This is a genomic window from Arthrobacter arabinosi (genome assembly GCF_054511115.1).
Genome location: NZ_JBTNDF010000002.1, coordinates 737,086 through 749,687 on the forward strand (window position 1 = coordinate 737,086; position 12,602 = coordinate 749,687).

Below are 12,602 nucleotides of genomic sequence, written 5' to 3' on the forward strand. Positions count from 1 at the left end.
ACGCCGCGCCGGACGCCGTCGTGCCCCTGCCCGCCGGGCGCGGCGGCTCCCGGGGCTGACTGATGGACTGGGAACTGCTGCGCACCTCCTTCTGGCCCATGCTCTCGGGCGGCCTGACGGGGACCATCCCGCTGTCCCTCGCGTCCTTCACGATCGGGCTCGCCCTCGCCCTCGTGGTCGCGCTCATGCGCATCAGCGGACAGCCCGTCCTGTCCGGGATCGCCCGCTTCTACGTGTCCGTCATCCGGGGCACCCCGCTGCTCGTGCAGCTCTTCGTGATCTTCTACGGGCTGCCCTCGATCGGCCTCACGATCGACCCGTGGCCGAGCGCGATCATCGCGTTCTCGCTCAACGTCGCCGGGTATGCCGCGGAGATCCTCCGTGCCGCGATCCTGTCCGTGCCCAAGGGCCAGTGGGAGGCCGGCCACACCATCGGGATGTCCCGCACATTGACCCTGCGCCGGGTGATCCTCCCGCAGGCGGCGCGCGTCTCCGTGCCGCCGCTGTCCAACACGTTCATCAGCCTCGTCAAGGACACGTCCCTGGCGTCGCTGATCCTCGTGACGGAGCTGTTCCGCGAGGCGCAGCAGATCGCCGCCTTCTCCCAGCAGTTCATGCTGCTCTATCTGGAGGCCGCAGCGATCTACTGGGTCTTCTGCCTCGTCCTGTCCAGCGGCCAGTCCGCCCTCGAGAAGAGATTGGACCGCTATGTCGCCCACTGATCCCCTGCATCCGCCCGCCGCGGGAGGCCCCCTGCTGCGGGTGACGGACCTGCAGAAATCCTTCGGCACCACGACGGTGCTCTCCTCGATCGACCTGCACGTCGACAGCGGGCAGGTCGTCGCCCTCGTGGGGCCCTCCGGGTCGGGCAAGACCACCGTGCTGCGTTGCCTCAACGGGCTGGAGACACCCGACGCCGGGACGGTCGCGTTCCGCGGCGGACCGTCGGTGGACTTCGGCGCGAAGGTCCCGAAGAAGGAGGCCCTGTCCCTGCGCGACCGCAGCGCCATGGTCTTCCAGAACTACAACCTGTTCCCGCACATGACCGTGCTGGAGAACATCATCGAGGGCCCGGTCCAGGTGCAGAAACGCCCGCGGAAGGAAGCGGTCGCGGAGGCGGAACGGCTCCTCGCGCGCGTGGGCCTCGCGGAAAAGCGGGACGACTACCCCTTCAACCTGTCCGGCGGGCAGCAGCAGCGCGTCGGGATCGTCCGGGCCCTGGCGCTGCAGCCGGACCTGCTCCTGTTCGACGAACCGACGTCGGCCCTGGACCCCGAGCTGGTGGGCGAGGTCCTCACCGTCATCAAGGAACTCGCGGAGGAGAAGTGGACCATGGTGATCGTGACCCATGAGCTGGCCTTCGCCCGCGAGGTCGCCGACGAGGTGGTCTTCATGGACGGCGGCGTCGTCGTCGAGCACGGCCACCCCGACCAGGTGCTGCGCCATCCCCGCGAGGAGCGTACGCGCCGCTTCGTGCAGCGCCTGCTCAACCCCTTCTGACCCGGGGCGCGGCGTCCTGCACGGTGTTCACGGCGAACCGCGAGGATCGACGGCGCAGCGGCTGCCCGTGTGGGCCGCTCAGGCCGCTCAGGCCGCGATGCGGTCCGGGTGCGAGTAGCAGTTCAGCGTGGTGCCGCGGCTGAAACCGACGAGCGTCAGCCCGGCGTCGTCCGCGAGGTCCGCGGCGAGCGACGACGGCGCGCTCACGGCCGCGAGCACGGGGATGCCCGCCAGCTGCGCCTTCTGGACGAGTTCGAAGGACGCCCGTCCGGAGACCTGCAGGATCGTCCCGCGCAGCGGCAGCATGCCCTCGCGCAGCGCCCACCCCACCACCTTGTCGACGGCGTTGTGCCGTCCCACGTCCTCCCGCAGGCAGAGAAGCTCCCCCTCCGCGGAGAAGAGACCCGCGGCGTGCACGCCACCGGTGCGGTCGAAGAGCTTCTGGCTCCCGCGCAGGCGGTCCGGCAGGGAGGCGAGGATCCCGAGGTCGACCGGCGACGCGTCCTCGTGCAGGTCGAACCGCGAGGACTTCCGGACCGCGTCGATGGACGCGGTCCCGCAGATGCCGCACGAGCTCGAGGTGTAGACGTGGCGCTCCATGGCGGTGTCCGGCAGCTCGACGCCGGGCCGGAGCTGCGCCTCGACGACGTTGAAGGTCTGCTGCCCGTTGTCGTCCACGCCCGCGCAGTAGCGGAGACTGGGCAGCTGGCCGGGCTCCCAGACCACGCCCTCCGAGACGAGGAAGCCCGCCACGAGGTCGAAATCGTCCCCCGGGGTGCGCATGGTGACGGTGAACGCCCTTCCGTCGAGGCGGATCTCCAGGGGCTCCTCCCCCGCGAGCACGTCCTCGCGGCGCCCTGTCTGCGCGCCGACGCGGAACTTGGTGATGCGGCGGCGCTGCGTGACCCGGTTCATTCGATACTCCTTGCCTCGGTCCTATGTCGAGGTTAGTTGACCCCGGGCACCATCGGGCGTGTCGGTTCGGACACAGGCAGGTCCCCCGGTGGGGTACCCGACGCGACGGGGGTCTATCCCACCCACGGCAGCGGCAGGGCAGGCACGGCGTCGCCGGCCCGGCACCCCTCCGCGGGGACCACCATCACGCCGTCGGCCGCCGCGAGCCCGCGGAGCATCCCGGAGCGCTGGTGCGCGCTGGGCACGGCCTGCCCGGCTTCGATCCGGTAGGGCACCAGGCGGCTCCTCCCCGGCAGGGGGTCGAGGGCGTCGGCGACCACCACGGGTGCGGGCTCGTCCAGGCGGGAGCCGCGCAGGCCCGCGAGGAGGGGGCCGGCGACCGTGAGCATCGCCATCATCGCCGCCAGGGGGTTGCCCGGGAGCCCGACGAGGAAGCGCCCGTCGGGAAGGCGCGCGAGCAGGGTCGGGTGCCCGGGCCGCATGGCGATGCCGTCGATGATCAGTTCGGCGCCGATCTCCAGGAGCGCCCTGCGGATGTGGTCCGCGGAGGAACTGCCGGTACCGCCCGTGGTGATGAGTACGTCGCCGGACGCCCGGGTGAGGGAGAACTCGTCGGTGGGCTCGCCGCTGATGGCCTCGACGACGTCGTCGAGGTCGTCCCTCGCGCGGCCGGCGACGTCGACGTGGCCGCCCAGCAGCGCGACGAAGCCGGGCAGCTGGGGTCCGAAGGTGTCCCGGACCTGGCCCGGATGCGGCAGCCCGTGATCGATGACCTCGTCCCCGGTCATCAGCAGGGACACGCGCGGCGCCCGGAGGACGGCGAGGGTGTCGTGCCCGCACACCGCGGCGAGGGCTATCTGGGCGGGATTGAGGACCACGCCGGCGGGGATGGCCAGGGAGCCCTCCTCAGCCTCCTCGCCTGCGGGCCGGACGTGTTCGTGGGGGGACGGCTCGTCGGGCCGCGCTGCCTCGTTGCGGTCCAGCCTGTCCCCGCGGACGGAGCCGTGCTCGGTCCGGAGGATGCCCAGGGTGTTCTGCGGGACCACGCCGCCCGTCAGGATGAAGGTCGCTTCGCCGGGGGCGAGGGACACCTCCCCGGAGTCGCTGTGCGGGGAGGGCCTGCCGCGCGGGTGGTCCTCGGGCTCGGGGCGGCTGACGAGCGTCCAGGGCGGTTCACCGTTGACCGCCCAGCCGTCCATCGCGGACGACGCGTAGTGGGGGATGGCCTGCAGGGCGTGCACGGGCTCCGCGAGGGTCTGCCCGAGCGCGTCGGCGAGGGGCACGGTCTGGAACGGCAGGGCGCGGCCGGCTCGGTAGGCCAGGCTGCGGGCCGTCGCCCAGTCGACATTGGTGGCTGCGGCGGTCTCGCTCATGCGGTACCGCCTTCCGTCGAGGCCTCCGCGCTGAGGGCGTCGGCCACCGCCAGGGCCGAGCGCATGGCGACGTCCTCGTCGGCCTGCCCGCTGCCGACGGCGAGGCCGGCGGCGTACCCCGCCACGAACGTCGTCAGGGGCGCGGCCGGGCGTACGACGCTGTGGGCCGCCTTGCCCGCCAGCGCGAGAACGGCGTCGATGTCCACGTCCGTCCCGTCGATCTCGAAGGCCGCGAGCAGCCGTTCGGTCCATTCGTGCAGCAGCTTCTGGCGATCGTCCATGAGCCCTCCGAGGGGTACTAGGGGACGTCGACTCCCAGAACCCTCGCATCAGCCCAGGTGTCGACGTCGTGCGTTGTTCCCGGCGCAACCGGGACGGGTCTGGTCCTCACACTAGCAAGGAGGCTGCGCATCGACAGGTTGTCGGCGGACCCGGCGGCGAGCACCGCTTCCACGGCGGCCGCCAGGTCATCGCTCCGGTAGAGCGCGGCGAGTGGTTGGGTCCGACCGCCGTCCACGGCCACGAGCGATGCGTCGCCGTCCACGGCGGCCTCGGCGAGCAGCACCCCGACGAGGTCGGCGATGCGGGGCATGTCGCAGGCGACGACGGCGCACCAGGGCGCCCGGCGGCCCGTCCCGGCCCGGAGCCCGGCCACGAGCGCGGCCGCCGGTCCGGCGAAGGCCGGCTCCTCGCGCACGAACGACGCCGGGACCGCGGTCCTCCACGCGCCGGCGTCGGGCTCAGGGCCCACGACCACCAACTGCTCCGCGCCGGCGAGGGCGGCGCACGTCCGCTCGAGCAGGGTCACGCCCCCCAGGACCAGGCCGGCTTTCGGGACGCCACCGAGCCGGGAGGACCGCCCTCCGGCGAGGACCACGGCGTCGAAGGGCGGGCGGACCTCGCTCACGCGGCGGTCTCGGTGAGGAACTCGCTCCACTGCGGCGCCGGCCTCTCGAGTTCGCGGATCTGCCACTGCGGACCGCGGGGCGGGCGCGGGACGACCCGCAGGGACCAGCCGAGGCTGGCGAGCGTCCTGTCGCCCTTGGCGTTGTTGCACGCCAGGCAGCAGGCCACGAGGTTCTCCCAGGTGTCGCCGCCGCCGCGCGACCTCGGCATCACGTGGTCGATGGTGGTCGCCGCCCTCCTGCAGTAGGCGCACAGGTGGTTGTCACGGCGCAGCACCCCTCGTCGCGTCGCGGTGATGTCATAACGGTAGGGGACCTTCACGTACCTGTTGAGCAGGATCACCGAGGGTCTTCCGAACACGTCGGCGGGACCGACCACGGGGTCGTCGTCCTCGGCCACGACGCTCGCCTTCCCCGTGAGCACGAGCACCAGCGCCCGGCGGAAGGTGATGACCGCCAGCGGTTCGTATCCTGCATTCAGAACAAGAGTGCGCATTCGGCTTGCCTCATTGCTGACCTGTTCCCCGCAACCGGTTGCCATCCCGGGGATCGGGAGAAAAGCTTCGGATTGACACTGCAAGGGTAAACCGCTCCCCCGTCCCGGGCGTACCGGTGGGGAGGAGGTGTTCCGGGGCTGCCGCGTCTGCTACCGCCGACGGCAGGAGGACCGGCACGGTGTGCCGGTCCTCCTGCCGTCGAAAGGGAAAGCGCGGGTCAGCCGCCGACGCGGATGTACACGCCGCCGGAGCCGAGTTCGGCCGGCGCGATGACGGTCGAGTTGCCGTTGAATCCGCCGTGGACGGCCTGGCCGCCGCCGATGTAGACCGCGATGTGGGCCATACCCATGCCGCCGTCGGCGTAGTAGATCAGGTCGCCGGGGATGGCCTCACCCGCGCCGACGGTGCGGCCGAGGGAGAGGTACCCCGCCGGCCAGCCGTGGAAGTTGATCCCGGCGGCCGCGAGTGAGTTGCTCGCGAGGCGCGTGCAGTCCTGCGTGACGCCGAGCTGGCCCCGGGCGGCGGCGGCGATCGTCGCGGCGACGCCGGAGGAGGGAGCGGGGGCGGGAGCCGGCTTCGGCGCGGCGGCCACCACGGGTGCCGGAGCCGCAACGGGTGCTGCCGCGACGCGCGCGGGCGGCGCGTCGACCGGGGCGGTCACGACTGGCGTCGCAGCGACGGCGGGGGTCACGGCAGGTGCCGCGACGGCGGGCATCGCGACGGCAGGTGCCGCGACGACGGGCATCGCGACGGCCGGCGTCGCGACGACAGGTGCTTCGACGACGGGCGCCGCCACGACGGGGGCCGCGACGGCCGGCGCCTTCTTGGCGACGACCGGTGCCTTCTTGGCGACGACCGGCTTGGCCTTCACCTTGACCGGGGTCATGTTGAAGGAGGCCACGGCCCTGTCCGAGGCGACGACGGCCGCGCGGCTGGAGGTCAGGGTGACCTTGGACGCCGCGACATCACGCTGGGGCTGGAGGTCGGCGGCGTTGGCGGCGACCCCACCGGTGAGGACGAGCCCGGAGGCGGCGGCGAAGACGGCGGTCTGGCGACCCATGCCGCCGGCGCCGGCGGCGGTCCGTGCGAGGACGGAGAGCGCGGCAGCAGTGCGCGCGTCGTCGCGGTGGCGGGCGGTGGCGGGGCGGGAAGACATGAGTGAAGGCATGAGGGGTTCTCCGGGTGAGGGTTTCTAGCGGACGCGGACGAAGCCGGCGCCGGGAAGGTCTGAGAGGTTGTGCAGGCCGGTGTTCATGCCGTTGAGGCCACCGCTGATGACCTGGCCGTTGCCGACGTAGATCGCGACGTGGCCGCCGGTGATCACGAGGTCGCCGGGCGCAGGCGATCCGACGACGTCGCCGAACTGGAAGAACTGGCCGGGAGCGAGATCGCCCACGGTCTTGCCGACGGAGCGCAGTGCCGTCTCGACCATGGCGGTGCAGTCCTGGGCGATGCCGATCTGCGAGTACGCCGAACCGACCAGGCCGGCGGCGACGCCGGAGGACCGGCCGGGGGCCGGTGCAGTCTGCGGGGCGACAGGCGCGGGGGCCGGCGCAGCCGGCGTGGCGACGCGGGCAGCAGGTGCGGCGACGCGGGCAGCAGGGGCGGCGACGCGGGCAGCAGGGGCGGCGACGCGGGCAGCAGGTGCGGCGACGGCAGGTGCGGCGACGGGAGCCACGACGACCGGGGCGGCGACGGCAGGGGCGATCGGCGCCGGGGGCACCGCGGGGACGGGCTCGGTCTGGGCGGCAACGGGAGGAACCTCGACACGGGCCTCCTCGACCGGGGTCACCGCGACGGCGGGCGCCTCCATGACGGGAGGTGCCTCGACGGGCGCAGGCCTGGCCGGCGCACGCTTGACCGGCGCTGGCTTCACGGGCGCGGGCTCGACCTCGACGGCGATGCGATCGAAGGACACGTCCGCGGTGGTCGGGACCGTGACCTCGGACGCCACGACGCGGTCGACGGTCAGGACGGCGGAGGACTGCACCTCGCGCTCGGCGCCTGCGGCCCCCTGGGCCGGCAGCCCGGCGGTGAGGACGAGACCCGACGCCGCGACGATGACGGCGGCCTGGCGGCTGACGGATCCGGCGTTGGATGCGACGGCGGCGGACAGATCGGTCAGCGGGCTGATGTTTCGGGGCGCTCGGTGGCGGCCCGGCGAAGAGCTGTTGGACACGTTGGATTACCTCTCCCAACGCCTGCGAGGTGAGCTGTCGGATTCGGATGGGAGTCACCCGGCCGCTGCGTGGACAGCGACTTCACCCCAAGGATCTCGGTCACGAAACCCAGAATTGGTTCCCCCGCCTCTGCCATGCGATGGTGCGGACGGACCTCCGGCAATGGCAGAGCTAGGCGATTTGCAGGAGTGTGCAGGGTCTAGAGCGAGCCCGGCACGAGTTGAAGGCTATAGCACCACGCGAGATATGTCACATTCCGGTCACGGAACGGTGTGTTCTTGGTGACGGCCCGATGGACGACGGTCAGTTCTCGACCGAGACGAACACGTGCGAGGCGACTTCGGGCGGCAGCTCCAGGGCACCCTCCACACCGGGGACGCGCACCGAGACATATCCCCCCACGGACTCGAGGGTGAGCCGCGCTCCCGGGCGGAGTCCGCCTTCGTCGAGCTGCGTGAGGAGCTCGGGGTCCACCTGGATGGGCTCGGCGAGGCGGGCCAGCGTGACCACGCTGCCGGGGTCGTAGCCGGCCATCGCGGACAGCAGCGTGACCACGCCGTCGGTGAACAGTTCCGACTCGACGCCGCCGATCGCTTCCAGCCCCGGGATCGGGTTGCCGTAGGGCGAGTCCGAGGGCTTGCCGAGGAGTTCGTACAACCGGCGTTCCACCCGCTCGCTCATGACGTGCTCCCAGCGGCAGGCCTCGTCGTGCACGTACGCCCAGTCGAGTCCGATGACGTCGCTCAGGAGGCGCTCGGCGAGACGGTGCTTCCGCATGACGCCGGTGGCGCGGCGGCGGCCGACGTCGGTGAGTTCCAGGTGCCGGTCCCCCGAGACGACGACGAGGCCGTCGCGTTCCATCCGGCCGATGGTCTGGGACACCGTGGGCCCGGAGTGGCGCAGCCGCTCGGCGATGCGCGCACGGAGCGCGACGATGTTCTCCTCCTCGAGCTCAAGGATGGTCCGCAGGTACATCTCGGTGGTGTCGATGAGGTCCGTCATGCGGTTCAGCTCCTTGGTGCGGTGCGGGTGCGCGGCCGGAATGCCTCACGCCGGTGAGGGGTACGGCCGGCTGCCCGGTTCCGCCCCACGCCCCCCAAGGTTAACGCATGGCCTCAGGGGCCCGGCAATCCTCCGGACCGGCGGCCCCCGGCCGGCAGGGCGTCCCGGGGACGTTCACAAATGGAGGGCTGGCGGGCGCTGGGGCAGAATGAGGTCGTACCCCGCCCGTCCGAGAGCTGGAGCCCCCATGAGCGATTCGTCCCGCATCCCCGCACACCTCCTCCCCTCGGACGGCCGCTTCGGCGCGGGCCCCTCGAAGGTCCGGGGCGCCCAGATCGACGCCCTGGTCGCTGCCGGCACGTCCCTCCTCGGGACCTCCCACCGCCAGGCCCCGGTCCGCGACCTCGTGGGGCGCGTCCGCGAAGGCCTCAGCACCTTCTTCGCCGCCCCCGACGGGTACGAGGTCGTCCTCGGCGTGGGCGGGTCGACGGCGTTCTGGGACGTCGCCACCTTCGGGCTCGTCGATCGGAAGGCCCAGCACCTCTCCTTCGGGGAGTTCGGCTCCAAGTTCGCCTCCGCAACCGACAAGGCACCGTTCCTCGATGCCTCCAGCATCATCACGAGCGAGCCGGGCACCCGCCCCGACCCGAGGGCGGAGGCGGGCGTGGACGTCTATGCGTGGCCGCAGAACGAGACGTCCACCGGCGTGGCAGCACCCGTGCGGAGGGTGGAGGGCTCGGACGACGGAGCGCTCGTCGTCGTCGATGCCACGTCCGCAGCAGGCGGGCTCGACGTCGACGTCTCCCAGGCCGACGTCTACTACTTCGCGCCGCAGAAGAACTTCGCCTCCGACGGCGGCCTCTGGCTCGGCCTCTTCTCCCCCGCAGCCCTGGAGCGCGCCGCACGCATCGCCGCCGGCAGCCGCTGGGTGCCGGACTTCCTCAACCTGCAGACCGCCGTCGACAACTCGCGTCTCAACCAGACCTACAACACGCCGTCACTGTCGACCCTCGTGGCGCTGGACGCGCAGGTGCAGTGGCTCAACGCACAGGGCGGGCTGCCCTTCGCCGCGGCCCGGACCGCGGATTCGGCGGGGCGGCTGTACCGCTGGGCGGAAGCCTCCCCCGTGGCGAGCCCGTACGTGGCGCGGACCGAGGACCGCTCCACCGTGATCGTCACGGTGGACTTCGACGACGCCGTCGACGCCTCCCGCATCGCCTCCATCCTGCGCGCGAACGGGGTCGTCGACGTCGAGCCGTACCGGAAGCTGGGGCGCAACCAGCTGCGCGTCGCCACCTTCGTGGCGATCGAGCCCGACGACGTCTCGGCGCTCATCGGCTGCATCGACCACGTGATCGAGAACCTCCTGTAGGGACCCGGGGTGGGGAGTTCCGGCCGTTCCTAGGGAGTGGGGTCGGGTGCGCCGGTCTCGTGGTCGAGGCGCAGGCGCCGGGGCGCGGAGCGGTCGTAGCGCAGCCGCACGTCGTGGTAGCGCCACGCCCAGAAGATCCCCGCGGCGGCTGCGACGATCCCGGACGCCGCGGCGACCCCCAGGCTCCACCGCGGGCCGAACATGTCCGACACCCAGCCCACGACCGGCGCCCCGAGCGGCGTGCCTCCGAGGAAGATGGCGAAGTAGAGGGCCATGACGCGCCCGCGCATGGCGGGCTCGGTCGTCGTCTGCACATAGGCGTTGGCGCTCGTCATCAGCGTGAGGGCGAACAGGCCCACGGGTACCAGCGCCAGCCCGAACAGCCACAGCGTGGGTGCCAGTGCGGCGAGCGCGCACGCGACCCCGAACGCCGCCGAGGCGCCGAAGATGAAGCGCAGCCGTGGCCTGTCACGCCGTGCGGAGAGCAGCGCGCCGGCCACGGAGCCCACGGCCATCACCGAGGACAGCACCCCGAACACCCCGGCGTCCTGGCCGAACTCGGTCCGCGCCATCGCGGCGATGAACACGGCGAAGTTGAGCCCGAAGGTGCCGACGATGAAGATCGCGAGCATCACCATCATGAGGTCCGGCCGGCGCCGGACATACCGGAAGCCCGCCCTGATGCGCCCCTTGCCCGGGTCCTGTCTCGGCTGGGGATTCAGCTCGGAGGTGCGCATCGCGACCAGCACGTAGACCATCGCGCCGAACGTCAGGGCGTTGATCATGAACACCCATCCGGGGCCGACGCCCGCGGTGAGCAGTCCCGCCGCCGCAGGGCCGACGAGGCGGGCCCCGTTGAAGGAGGCGCTGTTGAGCGCGACGGCGTTGGGCAGGTACTCGTCGCGGACGAGGTCGGACACGAACGCCTGCCGTGCCGGGGCGTCGAACGCCGACACGACACCGAGCGCCAGGGCGAAGGCATAGACGTGCCAGAGGACGGCGATGTCCAGGATGACCATCAGGCCGAGGCCGACACCCAGGAGAGCCATCGCCACCTGCGTGGTGGCGAGGAGCTTCCGCCGGTCGACCGTGTCCGCGATGAGGCCGGCCCACGGCGCGATCACGAGCTGGGGCCCGAGCTGCAGGGCCATGACGATCCCGAGCGCCGACGCGTTCTGCTCGGTCAGGATGTCGTAGACCAGCCAGTCCTGCGCGGTCCGCTGCATCCACGTGCCGATGTTGGAGATCAGCGCACCGATGAACCAGAGCCTGTAGTTGTGGATACCGAGGGACCGGAAGGTGTTCACGCCCCTCCCCGTCCGCTCCGGCACCACGTGGTGGTCACTCGGCGTCGGGCCGTCCCGCGGCGGCCGGGTCGCCCTCGCCCGCCACCGGAGTCCCGTCGGTGTCGGCAGTGCCGCGCGCGGCTGCCGTACCGGGATCGACCGGTTCGACCGGCGTGCCGGCCGCGCCGACCGTACCGGGCTCGTCGGGCGTGCCGGTCGCATCAGTGTCCCCGGCGCCCTCCGACGGCGATCCCTCGTCCTGGGGCGAGTCCTCGGGGCGCACGCGCTCCGACCACGGCAGCCACTCGGGCGCCAGCAGGGAGGCCGGAGAGGGCAGCAGTCCCACCTCGCAGACCGTCACCTCCTTGCTCCGGGCCACCCGGGCGACACTCGCGTACCACTGCCATCCGCCGTATCCGGGCAGGAACGCCTCGAACCGGTGCGTGACGAGGCGCTCCCCGTCGATCGTGGCGGACACATGGCGGCCCACCTGGGCCTCGGGGGCGACCTCCAGCACGCCCTGGCGGGCCCGCTCCACCGCCGCTTCGAGTACGGAGTCCGTCTTGGGGATGCGGCGGGACACCCGGGGCTTGCGCGCAGGCTCGACGTCGGCAGGGGCGCCCGGAGCGGCGCCCGTGGGCGTCACATCCAGGTCGGTCGAGGGACCACCGTCGACGGCGTGCAGGTTGCTCGGGATCATGACCGAAGCCTACGCGTCGAGGTCGTCGGCAACCGCCCGCAGGACGGCCGCGACCTTCGTCGCGTGGGACTTCTCCGGGTAACGCCCCCTGCGGAGGCCGTTGGAGACGCCGTCGAGCAGTTTGATGAGATCCTCGGTGATCACGGCCATGTCATCGGCGCTCTTCCGGGTGGCCCTGGCCACCGATGGAGCCTGCTCGAGGATACGCGCCGAGAGCGCCTGGGGACCGCGCCGTCCGTCGGCCACGCCGAACTCCAGCTTCGTGCCGACCTTGACCTCCGTCACGCCCGCGGGCAGCGCCGAGGCGTGCAGGAACACTTCCTTGCCGTCGTCCGTGGCGAGGAATCCGAATCCCTTGTCCACGTCGAACCACTTCACTTTGCCGATGGGCACGTCGTCTACCTCTTCTTCGCTGGACCGGGCGGTGTCGCCGGCACTCCCGGTCCCCGTCGACGCGGGCCGCCGGGCACCCGGGCGCGCTGCCACCGCCAGGGAAGTCTGTGTCTCCTAGGATATAGCGTTCGGGCGGGTCCCCCGCCCGGTTCTTGTAGTCTGGGACGGCTATGATCCCTGACGAATCGGCCATGCGCCCCGCCTCCGACCACCCCGGCGACCCGGCGGTGCCGGACGGCCGGACCGGGATGCCGTCGCGCGGCCGGTCCTTGACCATGGTCCTCGCGGTGACCTTCGCGGGCATCGGGCTGCTGTCACTGGCGGCCATCCTGGTCACGGCCTTCCTGCAGGGCACCGTGTGGCCCGGTTTCGTGCTGGCCAGCTACTTCTGCCTGCCGATCGCCTTCCTCCTGATGGTCTCGCTGCTCATCTGGTCCGTCGTCTCCCGCCGGAACACCTGACCCCCCCCCCCGCCGGGG

15 protein-coding genes and 1 riboswitch are annotated in these 12,602 nt (G+C 72.1%); of the genes, 4 read left to right on the plus strand and 11 right to left on the minus strand.

Annotated features, from left to right (window positions below):
- The first annotated feature begins 62 nt into the window (after nucleotides 1-62).
- Both ACX80P_RS07550 and ACX80P_RS07555 read left to right on the plus strand, forming a co-directional pair.
- Nucleotides 63-722 (plus strand): amino acid ABC transporter permease, encoded by a 660-nt coding sequence (locus ACX80P_RS07550; protein WP_459277441.1) that lies wholly within the window; start codon nucleotides 63-65, stop codon nucleotides 720-722.
- A complete protein-coding gene (locus ACX80P_RS07555) occupies nucleotides 709-1,500 on the plus strand; it encodes an amino acid ABC transporter ATP-binding protein (protein WP_459277442.1) in 792 nt (263 codons plus the stop codon). Before ACX80P_RS07550 ends, ACX80P_RS07555 begins: the two co-directional genes overlap by 14 nt.
- Before the next feature lie 87 nt (nucleotides 1,501-1,587).
- Here the strand turns inward: ACX80P_RS07555 and fdhD are convergent, their stop codons facing one another.
- The 8 genes from fdhD to ACX80P_RS07595 form a co-directional block, all read right to left on the minus strand.
- Nucleotides 1,588-2,415 carry a formate dehydrogenase accessory sulfurtransferase FdhD gene (gene fdhD / locus ACX80P_RS07560; RefSeq protein WP_459277443.1) on the minus strand — a complete coding sequence of 276 codons (828 nt, stop codon included), beginning with the start codon at nucleotides 2,413-2,415 and terminating at the stop codon, nucleotides 1,588-1,590.
- Between the two features lie 113 nt (nucleotides 2,416-2,528).
- Nucleotides 2,529-3,788, minus strand: a complete 1,260-nt coding sequence (locus tag ACX80P_RS07565; protein ID WP_459277444.1) for a molybdopterin molybdotransferase MoeA — start codon at nucleotides 3,786-3,788, stop codon at nucleotides 2,529-2,531.
- On the minus strand, nucleotides 3,785-4,069 hold the full coding sequence (locus ACX80P_RS07570) for a DUF6457 domain-containing protein (RefSeq protein WP_459277445.1): 285 nt from the start codon (nucleotides 4,067-4,069) through the stop codon (nucleotides 3,785-3,787). The genes ACX80P_RS07565 and ACX80P_RS07570 overlap by 4 nt, the downstream gene beginning before the upstream one ends.
- Nucleotides 4,070-4,086: 17 nt before the next feature.
- Nucleotides 4,087-4,695: a molybdenum cofactor guanylyltransferase gene (gene mobA / locus ACX80P_RS07575; protein ID WP_459277446.1), complete on the minus strand. Its 609-nt coding sequence runs from the start codon at nucleotides 4,693-4,695 to the stop codon at nucleotides 4,087-4,089.
- Nucleotides 4,692-5,189 carry an HNH endonuclease gene (locus tag ACX80P_RS07580; protein WP_459277447.1) on the minus strand — a complete coding sequence of 166 codons (498 nt, stop codon included), beginning with the start codon at nucleotides 5,187-5,189 and terminating at the stop codon, nucleotides 4,692-4,694. The genes mobA and ACX80P_RS07580 overlap by 4 nt, the downstream gene beginning before the upstream one ends.
- Before the next feature lie 218 nt (nucleotides 5,190-5,407).
- Nucleotides 5,408-6,346, minus strand: a complete 939-nt coding sequence (locus tag ACX80P_RS07585) for an NlpC/P60 family protein (protein WP_459277448.1) — start codon at nucleotides 6,344-6,346, stop codon at nucleotides 5,408-5,410.
- Nucleotides 6,347-6,382: 36 nt separating this feature from the next.
- Nucleotides 6,383-7,369: a hypothetical protein gene (locus ACX80P_RS07590; protein ID WP_459277449.1), complete on the minus strand. Its 987-nt coding sequence runs from the start codon at nucleotides 7,367-7,369 to the stop codon at nucleotides 6,383-6,385.
- 5 nt (nucleotides 7,370-7,374) lie between these two features.
- A riboswitch (cyclic di-AMP (ydaO/yuaA leader) is annotated at nucleotides 7,375-7,542 on the minus strand.
- 131 nt (nucleotides 7,543-7,673) lie between these two features.
- The gene (locus tag ACX80P_RS07595) at nucleotides 7,674-8,372 is read right to left on the minus strand and encodes an iron-dependent transcriptional repressor DtxR (protein ID WP_459277450.1); all 699 of its coding nucleotides are present in this window, start codon (nucleotides 8,370-8,372) and stop codon (nucleotides 7,674-7,676) included.
- Between the two features lie 247 nt (nucleotides 8,373-8,619).
- Here ACX80P_RS07595 and serC point away from each other — a divergent pair, with 247 nt between their 5' ends.
- A complete protein-coding gene (gene serC / locus ACX80P_RS07600; protein WP_459277451.1) occupies nucleotides 8,620-9,744 on the plus strand; it encodes a phosphoserine transaminase in 1,125 nt (374 codons plus the stop codon).
- Between the two features lie 29 nt (nucleotides 9,745-9,773).
- Here serC and ACX80P_RS07605 read toward each other — a convergent pair whose 3' ends face one another.
- Genes ACX80P_RS07605 through ACX80P_RS07615 form a run of 3 tightly spaced genes read right to left on the minus strand, consistent with a single transcriptional unit; the run spans nucleotide 9,774 to nucleotide 12,123 of the window.
- On the minus strand, nucleotides 9,774-11,051 hold the full coding sequence (locus tag ACX80P_RS07605) for an MFS transporter (RefSeq protein ID WP_459277452.1): 1,278 nt from the start codon (nucleotides 11,049-11,051) through the stop codon (nucleotides 9,774-9,776).
- 34 nt (nucleotides 11,052-11,085) lie between these two features.
- On the minus strand, nucleotides 11,086-11,730 hold the full coding sequence (locus ACX80P_RS07610) for a DUF3027 domain-containing protein (RefSeq protein WP_459277453.1): 645 nt from the start codon (nucleotides 11,728-11,730) through the stop codon (nucleotides 11,086-11,088).
- A gap of 9 nt (nucleotides 11,731-11,739) precedes the next feature.
- Nucleotides 11,740-12,123: a cold-shock protein gene (locus ACX80P_RS07615; RefSeq protein WP_459277454.1), complete on the minus strand. Its 384-nt coding sequence runs from the start codon at nucleotides 12,121-12,123 to the stop codon at nucleotides 11,740-11,742.
- A 170-nt stretch (nucleotides 12,124-12,293) separates the two neighbouring features.
- Between ACX80P_RS07615 and ACX80P_RS07620 the strand changes: the two genes are divergently transcribed.
- A complete protein-coding gene (locus ACX80P_RS07620) occupies nucleotides 12,294-12,584 on the plus strand; it encodes a hypothetical protein (protein ID WP_459277455.1) in 291 nt (96 codons plus the stop codon).
- The last annotated feature ends 18 nt before the right edge of the window (nucleotides 12,585-12,602 follow it).